Here is a 19,898-nt window from a genome sequence, read left to right as displayed (position 1 = left end):
ATGGTGTTTTTGCTCATGGGGGGAGCGTATCTAAGGAGCAGGATCAAGCAAGCAGGAAAGTGGGATCAAGAGACGATCGTCTCATTTTTCCTGTGTCAATACTGTTCCGGTGAATACTTACCTCCTATGCACCATGGGCATTGCACTTATTATCTGAATTCACGGTGCGCTTCAATCGACGGCTCTCGAAGGAGATCTGGGTCAATTATTGCCGATGAATGAATATTGCAAAGAACTATCTCAATAAAGACCTGAACTTCGGAGAGTAAACAATCTAATGCGGAATCAACCTTATGATCATATCCATAATCTTGCTCTGAACCTATCGGACTTAGATAGTCTTTTTCTAACGATGGGATACGAGTATGTATCAGGTTCAAAGCTTTTTCTGATTCTCTGATGACTTCAATATTTAGTTGTTCTTTTATACTTTCATTTTTAGCTACCTTAGCTTTATTCCAAAGGTTATATATAAGGTGAAATCTGGGACACCCACCTTTTTGACAGCGGCGTAGCCCTGTACTTGGCTTGAGGTGTCACTGTCAGGGAGTGAGCCATGACCATTGCCCGTTCACGTCAAATCAGTTTGCAGGATACGCCTTACTACCATGTGGTCAGTCGCTGTGTGCGGCGGGCGTTTCTGTGCGGGGAAGATGCCCACTCCGGCCAGAGTTACGAGCATCGGCGTCAGTGGGTAGTGGACAAGTTGGGCCAATTGTCGCGACTGTTTGCCATCGGTGTGTGTGCCTATGCGGTGATGAGCAATCACTATCACCTGGTGCTCAAGGTCGAGTCGGATACCGCTGCCAATTGGAGCGAGCGGGAGGTGGCCGAGCGTTGGGCGGCGCTGTTCCAGTGGCCGCTGCTGGTACGACGCTGGTATCAGGGGGAATCCCTGATTGAGCCCGAACTGGCCGTGGTGCAACAACTGATAGGACAGTGGCGGGATCGCCTGCATTCCATCAGCTGGTTTGTGCGGTTGCTCAACGAAAACCTGGCTCGGCAGGCCAATCGGGAAGATGGTTGTAAGGGCCATTTCTGGGAAGGGCGCTTCAAGAGCCAGGCCTTGCTCACCGAATCAGCCCTGCTGGCCTGCATGGCCTATGTTGATCTCAATCCGATACGAGCGGGATTGTCCGATCGGCCCGAGCAGAGCGATTACACCAGCCTCAAGCAGCGTCTCGATGGCGAGCAGTCCGCCGCCCCATTGCCGCCGTTGCTGTTGCCATTCGCGCACGAAGCGCGACCCGATAGCCTGGCATATACCTTTGCGGATTACCTGATGCTGGTGGACTGGACAGGTCGCGCCATCCGAGTGGACAAACGGGGCCATATCCCAGTTTGTCTTGCCCCCATCCTGACGCGGCTGGGGGTGGACGAGGTGCGCTGGCTCAAGCAAGTGACGCTGTTTCGGCGCCAGGGCATCAGAGTGGTGGGTGACAAAGAGCATTGTCAGCAGTTTGCCTGGCACTGTGGCCAGCGACGGTGTCATCAACCATCCCTTTGAGTGATGAATGCTCGCATCATAACAACGTCCGGTATCGCGCCATCACCCCGCCGGTGTGATCGCATCTGAATTGGCGTCATCGATGCCAAGACATTCTCTTTAATCCCCCGAGTTTCACAAATGCCATCGCAAATGCTGGATGACAAGTTGTGCTGGGCGCTGGATGAGGGCTTTCTCCAAAAGATGGCTGTCCTGATAAGGCGCCATGAATTGGCGTCATCGATGCCAAGACATTCTCTTTAATCCCCCCGAGTTCCACAAATACCATCGCAAATGCTGGATGACGAGTTGTGCTGGGCGCTGGATGAGAGCTTTCTCTAAAAGATGGCTGTCTTGATAACTCTTTCTCCAAAAGATGGCTGTCCTGATAAGGCGGGTTGGGGAAAAGGGGCTATCGGCCCTTTGTTATCAGGCCGTTTTTTCACAACGCTGCGACACCGTGGGTGTTGCTTGAGCAGGTGATTTTTGCATCAGTGAAACAGAGTGGGTGATATGGTTCCTCCAATGGAACAATTCGTACACAAAGATGGCTGTCCCAAATGAAGAAAGGCTTTGTTATCTTGCTGGATACGTTGGCAAGGGCGAGTCACGTGGAACGTTCAAGTCAGGAGCAATCAGATGGCGATAACAACGCGATCCCGAAGAGAGAAGGTAGGCAGCGGGCTCGGGCTGGTGATGGGGCTCATCGCCTTTAACCTGATCGAAGAATCTGGGACACCCACCTTTCTGTATGGGGCGTAATGTCACCAAATCCCACGCTACCGCCCATGGATTACAGCTTCCAATATGCTCCATTGACTATCGAGGGCAGTGACCCATCGCAGTTCAACAGGTTCCAGATAGCCACTGTAAGACAAACGAAACTACCCAAGCGAGCCTTAAAATGATGTAACCATCAGAATCACATTGAAATCTGGGACACCCACCTTTTTGACAGCGACGTAGCCCTGTACTTGGCTTGAGGTGTCACTGCCAGGGGGTGAGCCATGACCATTGCCCGTTCACGTCAAATCAGTTTGCAGGATACGCCTTACTATCATGTGGTCAGTCGCTGTGTGCGGCGGGCGTTTCTGTGCGGGGAAGATGCCCACTCCGGCCAGAGTTACGAGCATCGGCGCCAGTGGGTAGTGGACAAGTTGGGCCAATTGTCGCGACTGTTTGCCATCGGTGTTTGTGCCTATGCGGTGATGAGCAATCACTATCACCTGGTGCTCAAGGTCGAGTCGGATACCGCTGCCAATTGGAGCGAGCGAGAGGTGGCCGAGCGTTGGGCGGCGCTGTTCCTGTGGCCGCTGCTGGTACGACGCTGGTATCAGGGGGAATCCCTGATTGAGCCTGAACTCGCTGTGGTGCAACAACTGATAGGACAGTGGCGGGAGCGCCTGCATTCCATCAGCTGGTTTGTGCGGTTGCTCAACGAAAACCTGGCTCGGCAGGCCAATCGGGAAGATGGTTGCAAGGGCCATTTTTGGGAAGGGCGCTTCAAGAGCCAGGCCCTGCTCACCGAATCGGGAAATCTAGGACACCCACCTTTTTGACAGCGACGTAGCCCTGTACTTGGCTTGAGGCGGGGGATCTGGGACACCCACCTTTTTGACAGCGGCGTAGTCCTGTACTTGGCTTGAGGTGTCACTGCCCAGGGGGTGAGCCATGACTATTGCCCGTTCACGTCAAATCAGTTTGCAGGATACGCCTTACTATCATGTGGTCAGTCGTTGTGTGCGGCGGGCGTTTCTGTGCGGGGAAGATGCCCACACCGGCCAGAGTTACGAGCATCGGCGCCAGTGGGTGGTGGACAAGTTAGGCCAATTGTCGCGACTGTTTGCCATCGTTGTTTGTGCCTATGCGGTGATGAGCAATCACTATCACCTGGTGCTCAAGGTCGAGTCGGATACCGCTGCCAATTGGAGCGAGCGGGAGGTGGCCGAGCGTTGGGCTGCGCTGTTCCAGTGGCCGCTGCTGGTACGACGCTGGTATCAGGGGGAATCCCTGATTGAGCCCGAACTGGCCGTGGTGCAACAACTGATAGGGCAGTGGCGGGAGCGGTTACATTCCATCAGCTGGTTTGTGCGGTTGCTCAACGAAAACCTGGCTCGGCAGGCCAATCGGGAAGATGGTTGTAAGGGCCATTTCTGGGAAGGGCGCTTCAAGAGCCAGGCCTTGCTCACCGAATCAGCCCTGCTGGCCTGCATGGCCTATGTTGATCTCAATCCGATACGAGCGGGATTGTCCGACCGGCCCGAGCAGAGCGATTACACCAGCCTCAAGCAGCGTCTCGATGGCGAGCAGTCCGCCGCCCCATTGCCGCCGTTGCTGTTGCCATTCGCGCACGAAGCGCGACCCGATAGCCTGCTATATACCTTTGCGGATTACCTGATGCTGGTGGACTGGACAGGCCGCGCCATCCGAGTGGACAAACGGGGCCATATCCCAGTTTGTCTTGCCCCCATCCTGACGCGGCTGGGGGTGGACGAGGTGCGCTGGCTCAAGCAAGTGACGCTGTTTCGGCGCCAGGGCATCAGAGTGGTGGGTGACAAAGAGCATTGTCAGCAGTTTGCCTGGCACTGTGGCCAGCGACGGTGTCATCAACCATCCCTTTGAGTGATGAATGCTCGCATCATAACAACGTCCGGTATCGCGCCAGCTCCCCGCCTGTGTGATCGCATCTGAATTGGCGTCATCAATGCCAAGACATTCTCTTTAATCCCCCGAGTTTCACAAATGCCATCGCAAATGCAGGATGACGAGTTGTGCTGGGCGCTGGATGAGGGCTTTCTCCAAAGGATGGCTGTCCTGATAAGGCGGGTTGGGGAAGAGGGGCTATCGGCCCTTTGTTATCAGGCCCTTTTTCACAACGCTGCGACACCGTGGGTGTTGCTTGAGCAGGTGATTTTTGCATCAGTGAAACAGAGTGGGTGATATGGTTCCTCCAATGGAACAATCCGTACACAAAGATGGCTGTCCCAAATGAAGGAAAGCTTTGTTATCTTGCTGGATACGTTGGCAAGGGCGAGTCACGTGGAACGTTCAAGTCAGGAGCAATCAGATGGCGATAAAAACGCGATCCCGAAGAGAGAAGGTAGGCAGCGGGCTCGGGCTGGTGATGGGGCTCATCGCCTTTAACCTGATTGTACCCCTGCTTCCGGTTGCAACAGAGATGTCGGATATGACCCGGATGATAGGTGCCATGGTCAGCGCCATGCTTTGCGCCGAGCTGGGCGCCAGGATTGGCAAGTGGCGGGATGCCAAAGAGCAGGCCAGGTCGGCAGAGTAACTCGACGTGAGAAGAGCGCCAATCGCCCGAGTGCGGCGGTGTGTGCGGGTGTAACAGGCAGGGCGACATTTGTTGCCCTGCCTGTTTTGCTATCGCGGTGTGCCGCTCAAGCGCCGCGCCGCCGGGGGGCGCTTCGATGGAGGAAGGTGGCCAGGGTGTCGCGGGGTGATGCCGCATTGCATCAGAAGGCGCCTGGAGCGAGATGGCGCCAAGGCTGGATCTGCGAGGGAAATCCTGAGATCGTGCAGGCAGTTATCTGGTTATCCCCTTGAGAGGAGTGCCCATGCGCATTGCCCTGATTGGCCTTGGCGATATCGCCCGGAAGGCCTATCTGCCGCTGCTGGCAAACGACGAGCGAGTCACCCCGCTGCTCTGTACCCGGAGTCCCTCGGTGCTCGGCAAACTGGCGCGCCAGTACCGGATTGGCGAGTGTTTTACCGAGGTCGATGCGCTGCTGGCGAGCCGACCTGATGCGGTGATGATCCACGCTGCCACCGCCGTGCACGGCAAACTGGCGGAGCTGTGCCTGCGTGCCGGCATTCCCACCTTTGTGGACAAGCCGCTGTGTGACAACGCAGGAGAGGTGGAGGCGCTCGCCAATCTCGCCATCGCCAGAGACTGCCCGCTGTTTGTGGGCTTCAACCGTCGCTATCTGCCCGCCATGGCCGCCGCACGCGGCCAGCCGCTGACCGAGCTCCATTGGCAAAAGCACAGGCACGCCCTGCCGGGGGCGCCTCGCCAGTTCCTGTTCGACGACTGTATCCATGTGCTCGACAGCCTCTGCTGTTATGGCGGCGAGCCGGACGGGGAGCTGCATGCGGTGCTGCGACGCAGCAGTGAGCAGCCCGAGCTGCTGGCCGGGGTGAGCGTCGCCTGGCAGAGCGGGCAGATGGCGGTAAGCGGCAGCATGAATCGCAGCGCCGGCATGACCGAGGAGCGCATCGATGCCTATGGCGACAACCTCTCATTGCATATCGAGAACTGCACTCGTGGCCTGCTTGCGCGAGACAACACAGTGCAGACTCTGGCTCCGGGCGACTGGCAGCCCGTGCTGGCGAGCCGAGGCTTTGTCGCCATGCTCGAGCACTGGTATGGGCAGATTGACGTCGGGCGGGCAGACGGGGCGCTGGTCGAGAGCTACCTGAAAAGCCATCGACTGGCGGAGCGCCTCGTCGCCCTGGCAAAGGGATGACCCGGAGGCAAGGGGCTGGGTGACACCGACAGGCATCACTGGTCAGAGAAGCGGCAGAGCACTGTATGAGATGGTGGCTCCTTGCGCAGTCAGCCGGGAAAGGTGCCAGCGAGCGAGCCAAGCGAAGGCGGGTTTGTTATCTTGGCGGCCATCAAGAGCAGCAGGGCAGAGATCGCAATGAAGAAGGTGTCGGAGATGAGATGGCTGACCGCAGTAGGCGGGGTATTCCGTTCATGAGCATCATTCTGGGGATTGATCCCGGTTCGCGCATCACCGGTTACGGGGTCATTCGCATCGTCGCGGGCAAGGCGGAATATCTGGGATCGGGCTGCATCCGCACCGATCTGGGGGAGCTGCCGTCTCGCCTGAAGCAGGTCTATGACGGGGTGAGCGAGATCATCACCCAGTTCAAGCCGGACGAGTTCGCCATCGAGCGGGTTTTTATGGCGCGCAACGCGGACTCGGCCCTGAAGCTCGGCCAGGCCAGGGGAAGTGCCATCGTCGCGGCGGTCAACGCCCTGCTGCCGGTGAGCGAGTATTCGGCCACCCAGATCAAGCAGGCGGTGGTGGGCACCGGTGGCGCCGCCAAGGAGCAGGTGCAGCACATGGTGACCCATCTGCTCAAGCTCTCTGCCACCCCCCAGGCGGATGCGGCGGATGCCCTCGGGGTGGCGCTCTGCCACTTCCATACCCGTCAGAGCCTCATTCGCATGGCCGGGCGGGCCAGCGGATCGGTGCGCGGCCGTTATCGCTGATCCCTGGAGGAGGGCTACCCGGTGTTGGCAGGGGAGCGCCGGGTGCCGGAGCTGCTGACAGAATCGCTGGTCGGGTCACAATCTGTCGCGTCCCTCCATAGGACTCCCGTGGAGAAGCGCACCGGGCGGGTGAATATCTTTCTACTTTATCAATAACTTGTGACCGTCATCACATATCCGCGATGAGCCGGGTCGGTTTCGTCTTGCTCCGCCACACTCCCATAATATGGCGCCTGTTCAATAACAGTCTCCGTATGAGCCTTTCAGGTTCGCGTGTTAGTCATCATGGGAGAGACAAGAGTGAAACCTTTTGCTGCTGAATTTATGGGAACCTTCTGGCTGGTGCTGGGGGGCTGCGGGAGCGCCGTGCTGGCTGCCGCCTTCCCCAATGTGGGGATCGGCCTGCTGGGCGTCGCCCTGGCGTTCGGCCTGACTGTGCTGACCATGGCCTATGCCATCGGTCATATCTCGGGTTGCCAGCTGAACCCGGCCGTGACAGTCGGGCTCTGGGCTGGTGGTCGCTTCCCGGTCTCCAACGTGCTGCCCTACATCGTGGCCCAGGTGCTTGGTGGGATCGTGGCAGGTGGCGTGCTCTATGTCATTGCCAGCGGACAGGCGGGTTTTGATGTGAGCGCCGGCTTTGCTTCCAACGGCTATGGCGAGCATTCCCCCGGCGGTTACAGCCTGCTGGCCGCACTGGTGTGTGAAGTGGTGATGACCGGTTTCTTCCTGTTTGTCATCATGGGTGCCACCGACAGCCGTGCGCCGGCCGGGTTTGCTCCCATCGCCATCGGTCTGTGCCTGACCCTCATTCACCTCATCAGCATTCCGGTGACCAACACCTCGGTCAACCCGGCGCGCAGCACTGGGGTGGCGCTTTTTGTCGGTGACTGGGCCGTGGGCCAGCTCTGGCTGTTCTGGGTTGCCCCCATTGTCGGTGCCATTCTGGGTGCATTGGCCTATCGTGTGATCGCCACGAAAGAGTGATGTGTTGCTAGTTAACGTGTGGTATCGACACGCCCCCGGGCGTGTTTTTTATGTCTGAAGGAATACCGGGCAGGGCGCCATGCTGACGATAGGGTGCGGCATGATCACAGTCCCTTGGCGCTCAGCATCTCTTTGTAGCGCTGATGAAGCAGCTTGACCCGTTCCACATATGCCCGGGTTTCGGCATAGGGCGGTATGCCGCCGTGTTTTTGCACCGCACCGGCGCCTGCATTGTAGGCGGCGGTGGCCAGGGCCACATTGCCGTCATACTGCTTGAGCAGACCCGCCAGGTATTTCACCCCGCCAAAGATGTTCTGCTCCGCCAGCAGGGCGTTGCCGACCCCGAGCTCGTGCGCCGTGGCGGGCATCAGTTGGGTCAGTCCCATGGCGCCCTTGCGGGAGACGGCCAGAGGATTGAAAGCGGACTCGGCATGGATAAGTGCCCGGATGAGGGCAGGCTCGACCTGATAAGCCTTGGCTGCCGCCTGTATGGTGCTGGCGTAGTCATAGAGGAAGAGGCCTGTCGTGCGCCAGTTGACCTTGGACGCCGGATCGCAGGCATAGCAGTCGTTGAACAGCAGCAGTTCGTAGTGACCCTGCTCCGGCATCATGTCGGAATAGCGTATGACCCCGTTCTTTTGTACCGACTTGTAGACCTGGATCTGACGGCTTGCAGGCTTAGCGGGTTCAGGGGAGGGGAGCGGCGCCGTGGTGAGTGCCACGGTACGCGGCGTGGGAACCGGGGAGGAGACAGCCGTCTCCGGGGTCAGGATCACCACCTCTGCCGGCGGCGGTATCTGAGCCGGGGCTGCGTGGGAAAACAGCGGCATCATGCCCAGCAACATCCATGCTTTCAACGGCTTGCTCCTTAAGCCTCGTTAGCCACGTTGAGTAAAGCATTCGGGATGGCGCAGAACAAGTGCCCGTGAACAGGGGAGGCTGGAAATGTGATGGCAGAGGGACGTCCCACCTGTGTGCTCACTCAGGACAAGGGGCGCGGCTCATGGCGTCAAGGGACGCATGATCGCAACCTCGTCTTTTCCATCTAGTTATTGGCTTTTTTGTAAGTTAAAGGCGTGTTATCTTGCTGTTGCTCCACTCTGGTCAGATCTCTTCGTGGAGCCAGAGAGCGAGCAGGAGAGGGCCGGTATGGCCAGAGCGAAATGGGCATGACAAGCAGGCGAGCGATGGAGCTCACATTCGAAGAGTACTGTGATGCGGATCTTTCCCTCATCAGAGACTATTACGAGACGACGTTTTCCCACTATGTGCCGGATTTGGCAGAACGGATTTTTGTGGTTCGTGATGCGCACTGGCTGGTGGGGGCGGTGCGCCTGCGCGATGAACAGGATTACTACCACTTGTGCGGCTTTCGTCTGCTCCCTCACTACCAGTCTCTGGGGCTGGGGTCCCGCCTGCTGCAGCATGCCTGCCGCGATCTTTCCGACAAGCCCGTGATCTGTCACGCCCTGCCATTCGAGAAACCCTTCTACCTCAAGGCGGGATTTGACCACCTTCCCCTGCATGAACTCGACGGACCCCTTCACTCCCTCTATCACCAGCAGCACGAACAGGGTTACCAGATCGAGCTGCTGGTGCGCCAGGCGAAGGCGCCTGTTTTCAACTGAGATCTTATTGGGGTTTGGTCAGCAGGTGGATCTTGCCTGGTGACAGCTCCAGCCCCAGCAGATTTTCCTTGAGCCAGGCCTGATTGGGGTCCCTGTCATCCAGCTTGTAGACAGGCTGGGTCTCCAGCCGTTTCTCCATGCTCTGCAGCAGCATCCTCAGCATGAAACCAAACTTCTGTTCCGCCGCGGCAGGCTCCAGCTTGTAATCGATGAGCTTCATGTTGTCGAGGAAGAGCGCACTCTTGGCCTTGTCGTAGCGGGGCCTCGCCTCATAGGTCATGTTGAGGCGCGCGTCGTACTCGGTCTGATCCGGGAGCGCGATTTTCAACTTGCCTTTGCCAAACACCCTGGCGGTATCCGGGCTCTGGCGACCAATCTGCACATCGCTCTGCTCGAGTAGCACATGGGCCTTGATGATGCCGGGCAATTCCAGCTGTTTGTCCACTTGCACCTGGGATTGCAGGTACTGATTTATCTGCTGCTCATTGATGTCATATGAGCCTTGACCTAGCATGGCCAGACTCAGCAGCATAGATTGCAGGATCATGCTAACGACCTGATAGAATGGGTGTGCCCCATAGCATACCATCCCGACCCTGTGGGGTCTGCCCGTGCCATCTGTCCAATACACCAAGGAGTCGCCTTGCTCGACGGTCTGGAATACGACATTCAGTTGCTGTTTTCCCGCTTTCTCGGCTGGTTGTTGCTGTTGTTTCACACCGTGATCGTGGCAGGGATCTCCCTGCGGGTGGTGATGAAGCGACGTCCCATCGGGGTATCCCTCGCCTGGTTGGCCCTCATCTATGCCATCCCCTTCGCCGGGGTCGGTTTCTACGTGCTGTTTGGCGAGATACGCCTCGGTCGCAAGCGGGCGGAGCGGGCCCAGGCCATGTACCGTCCTTACGCCATCTGGATCCGCCAGCTCGCGCGCCTCTTCCCCCAGCACTGCTGCGAGGTGGGCAGCAAGGCACGCCCGCTCCACGATCTGATCCAGGGGCGCTTGGCCATGCCCATGCTCTCGGGCAACCGGATGACCCTGCTGCACAAGCCCAAGAGCATCGTAGAGGAGATAGTGCGCGACATCCGGGGCTCCTCCCAATCCTGTTATCTGGAGTTCTACATCTGGCACCCCGGCGGGGATGTGGACGAGGTGTGCGAGGCGTTGATGGAGGTGGCGGCACGCGGCGTGGATTGTCGTGTCTTGCTCGACTCCATCGGCAGCAAGACCTTCTTCCGCTCCTCCTGGCCCAAAACCTTGCGTGCCGCTGGTGTCAAAGTCGTGGAAGTGTTGCCGGTCGGCGCCTGGCGAATCCCCTTCCAGCGTCAGGACTTGCGCATGCACCGCAAGCTGGTGGTGATCGATGACAAGGTTGGTTACACCGGCTCCATGAACATGGTGGATCCCCGTTTCTTCAAGCAGGATGCCGGGGTCGGCCAATGGGTCGACATCATGATCCGGGTGCAGGGCCCCGTGGTGCCGTTGATGTGGTCCACCTTCGTCTGGGACTGGGAGATGGAGACCGGCGAACGGCTGCTCGACAGTCTGCAACATGAGCCGGAAGCCTGGCCACAGACCAACTATCGGGCCCAGCTCATTCCCTCCGGCCCCTTCGTCGGCGGTGACTGCATCCAGCAGAGCCTGCTGCTCGCCATCTACCAGGCTCGTCATCATCTGGTGCTGACCACCCCCTATTTCGTGCCGGACGATCCGCTGGCTGCGGCCCTCTCTTCGGCGGCGGCCCGCGGCGTGCTGGTGCAGTTAGTTCTGCCTGCGCGCAACGACTCCCTGATGGCCAACCACGCCAGCAACTCCTTCATGGAGGATCTGCTGGCGGCAGGAGTGGAGATATACCGCTATGATGCCGGACTGCTGCACACCAAGAGCGTGCTGGTGGACGATGATTTCGCCCTGGTGGGCACGGTCAACCTCGACCGGCGCAGTCTCTGGCTCAATTTCGAGATCACCCTGCTCATCGACAACCCGGTGTTTGTCGCCGAGATGAACCAGCTGGTGCAGGGCTACATGCTGGAGGCTACCCCCATGTCACTGACCAGGTGGCGTGCCCGCCCCTGGTACAAAAAATTGCTTGAGAACATCTTCTACCTGTTCAGCCCCCTGCTGTGACAACCAGAGCGTGGACCCCAAGCCGTTGTCTGGCTTGTGTTGATGCCCATCCTCCCCGTAGAGTGCGCCCATGCACCCGCCATTGAACTATTGTGGAGAAACAGAACTGATGAAGAAAAAAGTGGCCTTGGCCGTCGGAGCCGTGTTGGTGGTGGGAGGGCTTGGCGCCTGCTGGTACACGGGCAATACGTTCGACCGGATCCTGGCCGAGCAGATCGCCAGGGCGCAGCAGGAGAGCGGGATCGAAGTCACCTGGAGCCCAGAGACGGAGAATCTGTTTACCCGCGACGGCGTACTCAAGGTGGTGGTGCCGCCCCAGACGCTGGCGAGTTTTGATCCCCAGCTGGCGGGAAGCGAACCCATCGAGATGCAGTTCGCGTTCAACAGCCGCCTGTTGCCGCTCTATATCAAGAGTCACCTCCAGCTTGATACCGCACAGGGCACGCTGGCGCCCATCCTGACCTCTCTGGGGATGCAGCAGTGGCAACTGGGGGCAGAATCGGCGAGCAGCCTCTGGACCATGAGCAACAGTTCCCGCTTCTGGGTGAGTGACTTCAAGGTCAAGGAGGGGCTCAACGAGTTCACCTTCCTGCCCTTGAACGGCGACTATCGTGGGGATCTCGACGGCAATGGTCATCTCACCGCCCACTGGTTGGGGATGACGGTCCACGATGCCCAGAGCAAGACAGATCTGGCCCTGGCCGATCTCAAGGGCAGTGCCGATATGGCCGAGATCAGCGGGCTCTGGCTCTCTCCCCGCAGCGATGCGACCCTCACGGCCTTCACCCTGACCCAGCCGGGGAACGTCAAGATCACGCTGGAGGGGCTGACCACGGCCACCGAGCTGGCGGGGGACGATCTTCAGACGCTCTCCACTCGCTATCAGATGAAGGTGGCGACCCTCAACATGGAGAGCGAGGAAGACCGGCTCGCGCTGACCCAGGGAAATCTGGATCTCTCCCTCAAGGGGCTGGATCTCGAGGGGTATCAGACGCTGCAAGAGGCCAGCAGCAAACGGGTGGACGAAGCGGCCATCCAGGAAGCGCTGGACAAGATGCTCCAGAGAGGGGCCACACTGGAACTGGCGGATCTGAGTGCGCGATTGAACGGTGAGCTTGTCAGCCTGCAAGGGGAGGCCAAGCTGGCGCCCACCACCCTGGCACAGTTGATGGGCAGCGAGGAGGGGATGCAGGCACTCTCCGGTCTGCTGCATGCCCACCTTGGGGAGAAGCTGGGCCAGGCCGTACCCCAGTTGGCCCCCATGCTGGAGCAATTCACTGCCATGGGATATCTGAAGGCGCAGGAGTCACAGCTTCAGGCCGAGCTCAAGCTCGACAAAGGGGCCGTGACCGTCAATGGTCTGCCGCTGCACCCGTGAGTGCCGCGCAATGAAAAGGCTCCCTCGGGAGCCTTTTTGCTGGGGTGCGCGCAGCCGCTTACTTGAACACGACGGTCTTGTTGCCGTAGACGAAGACCCGCTCGTTCAGCACCAGTTCCAGCGCCCGGCTCAGCACGGATTTCTCCACGTCGCGTCCGGCCTTGGCCATGTCATCGGCACTGAAGGTGTGATCGACGTGGATCACGTCCTGCTCGACGATGGGGCCTTCATCCAGATCGTCGGTGACGAAGTGGGCGGTGGCACCAATCAGCTTGACCCCGCGGTCGAAGGCTTGACGATAGGGGCGGGCGCCGATGAAGGCAGGCAGGAAGGAGTGGTGGATATTGATGATCTTGCGCGGATAGGCTTCCACGAAGCTTGGGGTCAGCACACGCATGTATTTGGCCAGGATGACGTAATCCGGCTGGTAGCCATCGATGAGCGTGCGCACTTGCTCCTCATGCTCGGTGCGGCTGAGATCCTCGTGGCTCACGCAGTGGAAGGGGATGTCGAACTTGCCGGTCAGCTCGGCGAGGGTGTCGTAGTTGCCGATGACCGCGACGATGTCCATGTCCAGGGCGCCGGCATAGTTTTTCATCAGGATGTCGCCGAGGCAGTGAGTCTCCTTGGTCACCAGGATGACGATGCGCTTCTTGCCCGCCTTGACGAGACGACGCTGGGCGCCGGCAGGCAGGGCATCATCGAGGTCGGCCAGCAGGGTCTCGTCGTTGAAGCGCCCTTCCAGCTCGGTGCGCATGAAGAAGCGGCCGTTTTCGTGATCCACGAACTCGTCGTTCTTGTTGATGTTGAGCTGGTGCTTGTAGCAGATGTTGGTGATCTTGGCGATGAGACCCTTGGCATCGGGGCAATCGGTCAGCAGTATTTTCTTTTCCATCTCTGTCATGATTCCGTTTGTGATGTTGGCACCCGGTCTGCGCGGGCGCGCGCGTTTTTGCTGGCACTATGCCACAAACGAAATCAGAAAGGACAGCGCGCCGTGTATCGGGTGGTGCTCGCGCGAAAATTGCAGTGCAGCCAGCTCCCGGTTTGTCTTTGATGGGTTTTTGGCTGGCATCCTGCGTCTTTTTTCTTTAGGCTGTCTGCGCTTATTCTCAGGGCGGGGCGAAATTCCCCACCGGCGGTATCCCGATGTGACTCGGGGAGCCCGCGAGCGCCCGACCCGGCATTCATCCGGGACGGGGTCAGCAGATCCGGTGAGATGCCGGAGCCGACGGTCATAGTCCGGATGAAAGAGGATAAGACAGATATTGCTGGCCAGACCCTGCCGGGTTGGCCGCCGCATGGCTACTTCTGTCTGCCTTTCCATGCCCTGATTCTGGTCCTTGTCTTTTTTAGGAGTCTTACCATGAATCAGTCTCTACTCAGTGAATTCGGTGATCCCATTGCTCGCGTCGAAGCCGCGCTGGCCGCCCTGCGTGCCGGTCAGGGTGTGCTGGTGGCCGATGATGAAGATCGTGAGAACGAAGGCGATCTCATCTTTGCCGCAGAAACCATGACCAACGAGCAGATGGCCATGATGATCCGCGAGTGCTCCGGCATCGTCTGCCTCTGTCTGACCGACGAGCGGGTTCGCCAGCTCGAGCTGCCGATGATGGTGGAGGCCAACTCCAGCCACTATCAGACTGCCTTCACCGTGACCATCGAAGCGGCGCAGGGGGTGACCACCGGGGTGTCCGCCGCCGATCGCATCACCACCATCCGCGCGGCCATCGCCGACGGAGCCCGGCCCTCCGATTTGCATCGACCCGGCCATGTCTTCCCGCTGCGCGCCCGTACGGGTGGGGTACTGACCCGCCGTGGTCACACCGAAGCGACCGTCGATCTGATGCAGCTCGCCGGGCTCAAACCTTATGGAGTTTTGTGCGAGTTGACCAAGGAAGATGGCTCCATGGCCAGGTTGCCGGACCTGGTGGCCTTCGGTCGTCAGCACCGGATGCCGGTCCTGACCATCGAAGATCTGGTGCAATATCGTCAATTGCTGTCAGAACGTTCAGCCTGAGCCTCATACGAAATTGTAATAAGCCCAAATTTTGGTTACGCTTTGTGCGAACCTCATCCAGGGACACTCATTTTTGCTTAAAGTTTGTACGGAAAGTGTGCAGCTAAAAAAAAATGAGGGTTTTAACGCATTTATCTGTGATGAGGCCTATCCAAACTATGATTTTTTTGTGCCATAATCACGCCGCTTGCTAAACGTCTGGCGAGTTAAAGGGAGCTTTTAAAAATGAAAAAAATGTTGTTGGTAGGTGTTGTTGGTCTGTCCGCTCTGCTGGGCGGTTGTGCAAACACCAGCGAACTGGAAACTTCCGTTCAGAATCTGTCTAACAAAGTTGACCAACTGGCTCAAGATGTTAGCGCTGTTCGTGCTGATCAGTCCAAGATCGCTGCTGATGTTGCAGAAGCCAAGCAAGAAGCTATGCGTGCTAACCAGCGCATCGACAACATGGCTACTTCCTACAAGAAGTAATCCATGCGAAAAAATGGCGCATTTCAATGCGCCATTTTTTTTTGCCTGAAATTCATCAAATTACCGCGTTTCCCCGCTGAAACCCGCCTGACAAGGCAATGCCGACGAATCGGCATCCCCTCTTCTGATTTTCCTGTCGCTCAATAGAGCAGGCTGTAGAGCTTGCGACGATAACTCTGCGCCGCCGGGTGTGCGCCCATGGTTGCCAGCACATCGAGATAGATCTTCTTGGCATCGCCAAAGGCGAGATCACGTTTGAGGATGGTGAACAACAGAGCCAACGCCTCCTCCTGTCTACCAACCTGGCTGTAGAGCACCGCCAGCTCCTGAGCGAGGGCATGGTCATCAGACTGTTCAGCGTGGCGCAGCTCCAGGGCGCGCAGCTCAGGACTGTCGCTGGCCTGCAGCGCCAGCGAGAGGCGGGAGCTCAGGGTCTGGTAATGGTCATCCTGTGCCACCATGGGGATGGTCGAAAGCAGGCTCTGCGCCTCGTCAAGGAGATTGAGATCCAGCGCGGCCTGTATCAGCCAGAGCGTGATGTCGTGACGCTCGGGGGCGAGGCGATGGGCCTGGCCAAGATGGGTGTGCGCCACATCGGCTTGCCCGTTCTCCAGCGCCTGCTTTGCCTGATCGAGCAGCAACTCCTCCTCTTTGGGGGCAAAGGCGGCGAAATACTGGCGCAATGTGGCTTCATCCTGCGGCCCTTCCAGAATGGCCTGTTCATCCGGGCGCCCCTGATGGAACAGCACCAGCGCGGGCAGTGCGCGCAAGGCAAGCTGGCTGGCCAGAGGCTGCAACTGGGGGTCGTTCATGTCGACTTTGGCCAGGGTCACCGCCGCATTGGCCGGGCCGACCAGCGCTTCCACTTGCGGGGTCATGGCCTGGCACTCCGGCATCTGGGGCGCGTGGAAATAGATGACGACCGGCTTTTTCATGGACGCATCGAGCAATTCTGCGTGGAAGTTCTGGGGAGTGATGTCGACGATCATGAGGCTGACTCTCGAAAAATGGTGTGGATCAACATGGGGTCCAGCGGGGTGGAATTCAAGCGCGCATCCAGCAGATGGGCATCGACCCTGCGAGTCGGGGCAGCCAGGCTGAGCCATCCGCTGCCCGCGGGCCAGTCGCGGATTTCATAGTGGCGATTGTCGAGGTGATTATTGAGCTGCCATGCCTGCTCCGGAAGGAAGCAGATCTTGTCGAGTCCTGCGGAAATACCGTCGCCATGCGCCTTGAGCACAGCTTCCTTGCGAGACCATAGCCGATAGAAGGCCGAATGTTGCTCCTCTCGGGGCAGGGCGTTTAACCATTGGTATTCGCTTGGCGCATAGAAGCGTTTGGCCAGCGGCAGTATGGGGCGGCGGCGCAGGCCCATTTCGATATCCACGCCGAGGGGACCCTCCCGACAGAGGGCGAGCACCAACCAGTCACCGCTGTGGCTGAGGTTGAACTGCCAGTGGTGGTTGCACAGCATCGGCTTGCCATGCTCGCCGATGTGAAAGGCCAGAGAGCCGGCAGGGCAGTGGAGGCGTTCGGCCAGCAGGCGGCGAAGCAACACGCGTCCCAGCAGATACTCGCGCTGGCGGCCGGGTTGGCGGATCTCGTGCCAGTGGCGGTATTCCTCCGGGGAGAGCCCGGATGACAGCCCGATCAGCTGTTCAGTATCGACGAGCGCGGTATTTAACAAATAGAGATCCGCAGAAAGCATAATATTTCACTTAAAAATGGGGTCGAAGTAGCGATAACAATCCGTTTGGAGAGGCCGAAACCGATGCTTTCAAGATTGTATATTGTTTGGCCATGATCACATAAATTGCGCTAAACAGAGCATTTCCTTGCAAAAATGTGAGGTCGATTGGGATTTTCGCTTGCCTCGATAGAATTCTTGGATATAGTCGGGTGCTGTTGCCTTATAAATTGCCCTGTCGGGCTGCATTTTAACAAGTTTCACTCTTTTTTGCGGGGATAAAGGATTGCGCCACCTGATGCTACTGCTGGTCGCGCTCGGAATGGTAGGTTGTGCTTCGGCACCCCAACCCGAGGTCGCGAGCAAGATCGAGGTTTCCATGATGGAACCCGTGATTGAACCCGAAGTTTCGCCTACCCCGGATGTCAACGAAATCCTGACCGTATACAAAGAGTGGCGTGGTACCCCCTATCGTTATGGCGGTACCACAGAACGAGGTATCGATTGCTCGGCGTTTACCCGTGAAGTGTTCCGCAATGCCATCGGCATCGAATTGCCCCGCGATACCCGCTCCCAGGTCCACGAAGGCTCTCGCGTCTCCAAGCAGGATCTGGTCGAGGGGGACCTGGTCTTCTTCAAGATCAACCCGCGTCTGAACCATGTCGGCATCTATGTCGGCAACGGTGAATTCATCCATGTCTCCTTCCGTGCCGGCGTCACGCGCTCCAAGCTCGACAATGTGTATTGGCGCAACAAGTTCTGGCAGGCACGCCGGATCGATATCTGAGTCAGGCTGGACAAACGGCTCGCAGTACGGACTGTTTTTCCAACCTCACTTGAACCGGACCCTCAGGGTCCGGTTTTTTTATGGCCCTCTTTTAGACTTTCCCTGGCCGACTCTCTATAGTGTGGCCCCCTTGATCCTCGGCAGGTCCAGCATGACACCCCAGCAGAAAACCGGATTGCACCCGCGCAATCGCCATCAGGCCCCCTACGACTTTGACGCGCTCTGCCTGCGTACCCCGGCGCTGTCGCCTTTCGTGTTCGTCAACGAGCACGGCACCCGGACCCTGGATTTCGCCGATCCGGCCGCCGTCAAGGCGCTCAACCGGGCGCTGCTGGCGCTGCACTATGGCATCGAACACTGGGATCTGCCGCCTGGCTACCTCTGCCCGCCCATCCCGGGGCGGGTCGATTATCTGCACCGCGTCGCGGATCTGCTGGCGGAGAGCGCGGGATGCGTACCGACGGGCAAGCAGGTTCGAGTGCTGGATGTCGGTGTCGGGGCCAACTGCATCTATCCCTTGCTGGGCGCCCGGGAGTATGGCTGGCGCTTCGTGGGCTCAGACATCGATCCTGTGTCGGTGAAGGCGGCGACCCTGCTGGCCACCAGCAATGGATTGGGCAACCAGATCACATGCCGTCATCAGGGTAACCCCAAGCATGTCTTTCGCGGGATCCTGGGGCCGAAGGAGCACTTTGCCCTGACTCTGTGCAACCCGCCGTTTCATGCTTCTCTGGCGGAAGCGAGCAAGGGGACGGAGCGCAAGCTGCGCAACCTGGGCAAGGGCCAGGCAGTGGCCGGGGCGCCCGTGCTCAATTTCGGCGGTCAGAAGGCTGAGCTCTGGTGCGAGGGGGGCGAGGCGGCGTTTCTGGCGGCCATGATAGAGCAGAGCAAGGAGTTTGCCAGCCAATGCCTCTGGTTCAGCTCGCTGGTGTCGAAAAAGGAAAATCTGCCTGCCGCACGAAAGGCGCTGGCTCGGGTGGGGGCGCGGGAGGTTCGCGTGCTCGACATGGCGCAAGGCAACAAGGTGAGCCGGATCCTCGCCTGGAGTTTCCTGGACGATGAGCAGCGCAAGAGCTGGTGGACCGCCCAGGGGAGATGATCGAGGACGGGGCTCAGTGGCGACACGGGCCCCGTCTCTTTTTCAGCTCAGATGTTGATTCGTTTGCAGCCTTACATTCAATCGTTTTCCTGCCCGTGTTTGCTCGCATGTTAGTGACCACTTTCGCGCCTGGTACAGGTGTACGCCGAGATTTTTTTGTACTTGCTGATGAAACTTTCATAAAATAGGACTGGTTAGACCTCTTTACAGGCTTTGAATCGAATAGGGATCGGTAAATGAAAGTTGTCGATTTTCTGAAGCACAAGCGCGAAATTCTGGCGCAACACCCCTTTGAGCTCAAGGATTGGCTCTCTCCGGCGATCCGCGACTACTGGCGTGAGTTTCAGCAAAAGGCACACCTTCACCCCTTGCTGGGAAGAGTGCTGGATCTGCAGGGGGAGTCCCAGGATGCCCGCCAGCAAGAGGCTGCCAGAGTCACCCAGGTCGCGAATGGCCAGCCTGCCCTGGCGCAGGATCCCGTGGTAGAGCTCGAAGGCGAAGCGGCGGCACTCTATGCCGAGTTGCAGACCCGCATCGGTGAAGAGACCCATGTGGGCGAGTGGTTGCAGGTCACCCAGGCGTTGATCAACCAGTTCGCGACCGTGACCGGCGATCATCAGTGGATCCACACCGATCCCGAGCGTGCGGCAGCCGAGTCTCCTTTCAAGACCACCATTGCCCACGGCTTCCTGACTCTGGCCCTGCTGCCCCAGTTGACCGGTTCGGTGGACGAGAGCACGCCGGAGTTCCCGACAGCTCGCATGGTGGTGAATTTCGGCCTGGAGCAGGTCCGCTTCCCTTACCCCATCAAGGTGGACAGCAATATCCGCGCCCGTACCAAGCTGTCGCGTGTCACGCCCATCAAGGGGGGCATCGAGCTCCTCAAGGAAATCAAGATAGAGATCGAGGGGATCCGCCGCCCTGGCTGCGTCATCGAGTCGGTCACCCGGATCTATTTCTGACGCGCTCGTCTTGCGTCCATGAACACAGG

The 19,898-nt window shown here is 58.7% G+C and carries 20 protein-coding genes, 1 pseudogene and 1 riboswitch; of the genes and pseudogenes, 15 read left to right on the top strand and 6 right to left on the bottom strand.

Features of this window, described 5'->3' with window-relative positions:
• Positions 1–556 precede the first annotated feature (556 nt).
• The 7 genes and pseudogenes from ACNPAA_RS13850 to aqpZ all read left to right on the top strand — a co-directional run bounded on the left by ACNPAA_RS13850 (position 557) and on the right by aqpZ (position 7,715).
• Complete coding sequence (locus ACNPAA_RS13850; RefSeq protein ID WP_053288170.1) at positions 557–1,507, top strand: transposase; 951 nt, start codon at positions 557–559, stop codon at positions 1,505–1,507.
• 986 nt (positions 1,508–2,493) lie between these two features.
• Positions 2,494–3,027: pseudogene (locus ACNPAA_RS13845) on the top strand (alpha-amylase family glycosyl hydrolase); the annotation flags it as partial.
• Positions 3,028–3,157: 130 nt separating this feature from the next.
• Positions 3,158–4,108 (top strand): transposase, encoded by a 951-nt coding sequence (locus tag ACNPAA_RS13840; protein WP_039039311.1) that lies wholly within the window; start codon positions 3,158–3,160, stop codon positions 4,106–4,108.
• A gap of 445 nt (positions 4,109–4,553) precedes the next feature.
• Entirely contained in the window at positions 4,554–4,781 is a 228-nt protein-coding gene (locus ACNPAA_RS13835; RefSeq protein WP_270836158.1) for a hypothetical protein, read from the top strand.
• Between the two features lie 283 nt (positions 4,782–5,064).
• A complete protein-coding gene (locus ACNPAA_RS13830) occupies positions 5,065–5,973 on the top strand; it encodes a Gfo/Idh/MocA family protein (RefSeq protein ID WP_041214737.1) in 909 nt (302 codons plus the stop codon).
• A 233-nt stretch (positions 5,974–6,206) separates the two neighbouring features.
• On the top strand, positions 6,207–6,728 hold the full coding sequence (ruvC, locus tag ACNPAA_RS13825) for a crossover junction endodeoxyribonuclease RuvC (protein ID WP_010673515.1): 522 nt from the start codon (positions 6,207–6,209) through the stop codon (positions 6,726–6,728).
• 300 nt (positions 6,729–7,028) lie between these two features.
• Positions 7,029–7,715, top strand: a complete 687-nt coding sequence (gene aqpZ, locus ACNPAA_RS13820) for an aquaporin Z (protein ID WP_417891828.1) — start codon at positions 7,029–7,031, stop codon at positions 7,713–7,715.
• Between the two features lie 104 nt (positions 7,716–7,819).
• On the opposite strand, the gene ACNPAA_RS13815 is transcribed toward aqpZ, so the two are convergent.
• Positions 7,820–8,560 (bottom strand): lytic transglycosylase domain-containing protein, encoded by a 741-nt coding sequence (locus ACNPAA_RS13815; RefSeq protein WP_053288174.1) that lies wholly within the window; start codon positions 8,558–8,560, stop codon positions 7,820–7,822.
• Between the two features lie 342 nt (positions 8,561–8,902).
• Between ACNPAA_RS13815 and ACNPAA_RS13810 the strand changes: the two genes are divergently transcribed.
• Positions 8,903–9,343, top strand: coding sequence for a GNAT family N-acetyltransferase (locus tag ACNPAA_RS13810; protein ID WP_412674117.1), 441 nt, complete (start codon positions 8,903–8,905; stop codon positions 9,341–9,343).
• Positions 9,344–9,347: 4 nt separating this feature from the next.
• On the opposite strand, the gene ACNPAA_RS13805 is transcribed toward ACNPAA_RS13810, so the two are convergent.
• On the bottom strand, positions 9,348–9,890 hold the full coding sequence (locus tag ACNPAA_RS13805; protein ID WP_266141702.1) for a DUF1439 domain-containing protein: 543 nt from the start codon (positions 9,888–9,890) through the stop codon (positions 9,348–9,350).
• A gap of 96 nt (positions 9,891–9,986) precedes the next feature.
• On the opposite strand from ACNPAA_RS13805, the gene cls reads away from it, so the two are divergent.
• The gene (gene cls, locus ACNPAA_RS13800) at positions 9,987–11,468 is read left to right on the top strand and encodes a cardiolipin synthase (RefSeq protein ID WP_010673520.1); all 1,482 of its coding nucleotides are present in this window, start codon (positions 9,987–9,989) and stop codon (positions 11,466–11,468) included.
• 109 nt (positions 11,469–11,577) lie between these two features.
• Complete coding sequence (locus tag ACNPAA_RS13795) at positions 11,578–12,846, top strand: DUF945 family protein (RefSeq protein WP_417891827.1); 1,269 nt, start codon at positions 11,578–11,580, stop codon at positions 12,844–12,846.
• A gap of 58 nt (positions 12,847–12,904) precedes the next feature.
• Here the strand turns inward: ACNPAA_RS13795 and purU are convergent, their stop codons facing one another.
• On the bottom strand, positions 12,905–13,741 hold the full coding sequence (gene purU, locus ACNPAA_RS13790; RefSeq protein ID WP_029313992.1) for a formyltetrahydrofolate deformylase: 837 nt from the start codon (positions 13,739–13,741) through the stop codon (positions 12,905–12,907).
• A gap of 209 nt (positions 13,742–13,950) precedes the next feature.
• Positions 13,951–14,108, top strand: a riboswitch (FMN riboswitch).
• Between the two features lie 104 nt (positions 14,109–14,212).
• Here purU and ribB point away from each other — a divergent pair.
• Together ribB and ACNPAA_RS13780 are read left to right on the top strand one after the other, a co-directional pair.
• A complete protein-coding gene (gene ribB / locus ACNPAA_RS13785) occupies positions 14,213–14,866 on the top strand; it encodes a 3,4-dihydroxy-2-butanone-4-phosphate synthase (RefSeq protein ID WP_010673523.1) in 654 nt (217 codons plus the stop codon).
• Positions 14,867–15,091: 225 nt separating this feature from the next.
• Complete coding sequence (locus tag ACNPAA_RS13780; RefSeq protein WP_010634682.1) at positions 15,092–15,334, top strand: Lpp/OprI family alanine-zipper lipoprotein; 243 nt, start codon at positions 15,092–15,094, stop codon at positions 15,332–15,334.
• 140 nt (positions 15,335–15,474) lie between these two features.
• Here ACNPAA_RS13780 and ACNPAA_RS13775 read toward each other — a convergent pair whose 3' ends face one another.
• The 3 genes from ACNPAA_RS13775 to ACNPAA_RS13765 form a co-directional block, all read right to left on the bottom strand.
• Positions 15,475–16,323, bottom strand: a complete 849-nt coding sequence (locus ACNPAA_RS13775; protein WP_042017306.1) for a tetratricopeptide repeat protein — start codon at positions 16,321–16,323, stop codon at positions 15,475–15,477.
• Positions 16,320–17,042, bottom strand: a complete 723-nt coding sequence (locus tag ACNPAA_RS13770; protein ID WP_417891826.1) for a 4'-phosphopantetheinyl transferase family protein — start codon at positions 17,040–17,042, stop codon at positions 16,320–16,322. Before ACNPAA_RS13770 ends, ACNPAA_RS13775 begins: the two co-directional genes overlap by 4 nt.
• Before the next feature lie 96 nt (positions 17,043–17,138).
• Positions 17,139–17,402, bottom strand: coding sequence for a hypothetical protein (locus ACNPAA_RS13765; RefSeq protein WP_164882945.1), 264 nt, complete (start codon positions 17,400–17,402; stop codon positions 17,139–17,141).
• Here ACNPAA_RS13765 and ACNPAA_RS13760 point away from each other — a divergent pair.
• The 3 genes from ACNPAA_RS13760 to ACNPAA_RS13750 all read left to right on the top strand — a co-directional run bounded on the left by ACNPAA_RS13760 (position 17,320) and on the right by ACNPAA_RS13750 (position 19,869).
• Complete coding sequence (locus ACNPAA_RS13760; protein WP_010673526.1) at positions 17,320–17,808, top strand: C40 family peptidase; 489 nt, start codon at positions 17,320–17,322, stop codon at positions 17,806–17,808. The two genes, ACNPAA_RS13765 and ACNPAA_RS13760, sit on opposite strands and share 83 nt — an antisense overlap.
• Positions 17,809–17,959: 151 nt before the next feature.
• Positions 17,960–18,907, top strand: a complete 948-nt coding sequence (gene rlmF, locus ACNPAA_RS13755) for a 23S rRNA (adenine(1618)-N(6))-methyltransferase RlmF (protein ID WP_029313997.1) — start codon at positions 17,960–17,962, stop codon at positions 18,905–18,907.
• Between the two features lie 236 nt (positions 18,908–19,143).
• Positions 19,144–19,869, top strand: a complete 726-nt coding sequence (locus ACNPAA_RS13750; protein ID WP_010673529.1) for a MaoC family dehydratase — start codon at positions 19,144–19,146, stop codon at positions 19,867–19,869.
• The last annotated feature ends 29 nt before the right edge of the window (positions 19,870–19,898 follow it).

Origin of the sequence: Aeromonas sp. PS2Canimalfood6 (assembly GCF_048276795.1) — a bacterium.
Lineage (GTDB): Bacteria > Pseudomonadota > Gammaproteobacteria > Enterobacterales > Aeromonadaceae > Aeromonas > Aeromonas caviae.
Note: the sequence above shows the minus strand (reverse complement) of the source record. Positions and strands in the feature narration are given on the sequence as shown.

Bases quoted from the DNA above. Each gene is read 5' to 3' on its own strand.
- ACNPAA_RS13840 (WP_039039311.1), top strand. From the start codon at position 3,158: ATGACTATTGCCCGTTCACGTCAAATCAGTTTGCAGGATACGCCTTAC.
- ACNPAA_RS13810 (WP_412674117.1), top strand. From the start codon at position 8,903: ATGGAGCTCACATTCGAAGAGTACTGTGATGCGGATCTTTCCCTCATC.
- ACNPAA_RS13765 (WP_164882945.1), bottom strand. From the start codon at position 17,402: ATGGAAACCTCGATCTTGCTCGCGACCTCGGGTTGGGGTGCCGAAGCA.
- ACNPAA_RS13850 (WP_053288170.1), top strand. From the start codon at position 557: ATGACCATTGCCCGTTCACGTCAAATCAGTTTGCAGGATACGCCTTAC.
- ACNPAA_RS13780 (WP_010634682.1), top strand. From the start codon at position 15,092: ATGAAAAAAATGTTGTTGGTAGGTGTTGTTGGTCTGTCCGCTCTGCTG.
- ACNPAA_RS13770 (WP_417891826.1), bottom strand. From the start codon at position 17,042: ATGCTTTCTGCGGATCTCTATTTGTTAAATACCGCGCTCGTCGATACT.
- ACNPAA_RS13830 (WP_041214737.1), top strand. From the start codon at position 5,065: ATGCGCATTGCCCTGATTGGCCTTGGCGATATCGCCCGGAAGGCCTAT.
- ACNPAA_RS13815 (WP_053288174.1), bottom strand. From the start codon at position 8,560: ATGTTGCTGGGCATGATGCCGCTGTTTTCCCACGCAGCCCCGGCTCAG.
- ACNPAA_RS13760 (WP_010673526.1), top strand. From the start codon at position 17,320: ATGCTACTGCTGGTCGCGCTCGGAATGGTAGGTTGTGCTTCGGCACCC.
- ACNPAA_RS13775 (WP_042017306.1), bottom strand. From the start codon at position 16,323: ATGATCGTCGACATCACTCCCCAGAACTTCCACGCAGAATTGCTCGAT.
- ribB (WP_010673523.1), top strand. From the start codon at position 14,213: ATGAATCAGTCTCTACTCAGTGAATTCGGTGATCCCATTGCTCGCGTC.
- rlmF (WP_029313997.1), top strand. From the start codon at position 17,960: ATGACACCCCAGCAGAAAACCGGATTGCACCCGCGCAATCGCCATCAG.
- purU (WP_029313992.1), bottom strand. From the start codon at position 13,741: ATGGAAAAGAAAATACTGCTGACCGATTGCCCCGATGCCAAGGGTCTC.
- ACNPAA_RS13795 (WP_417891827.1), top strand. From the start codon at position 11,578: ATGAAGAAAAAAGTGGCCTTGGCCGTCGGAGCCGTGTTGGTGGTGGGA.
- ruvC (WP_010673515.1), top strand. From the start codon at position 6,207: ATGAGCATCATTCTGGGGATTGATCCCGGTTCGCGCATCACCGGTTAC.
- ACNPAA_RS13835 (WP_270836158.1), top strand. From the start codon at position 4,554: ATGGCGATAAAAACGCGATCCCGAAGAGAGAAGGTAGGCAGCGGGCTC.
- ACNPAA_RS13750 (WP_010673529.1), top strand. From the start codon at position 19,144: ATGAAAGTTGTCGATTTTCTGAAGCACAAGCGCGAAATTCTGGCGCAA.
- ACNPAA_RS13805 (WP_266141702.1), bottom strand. From the start codon at position 9,890: ATGATCCTGCAATCTATGCTGCTGAGTCTGGCCATGCTAGGTCAAGGC.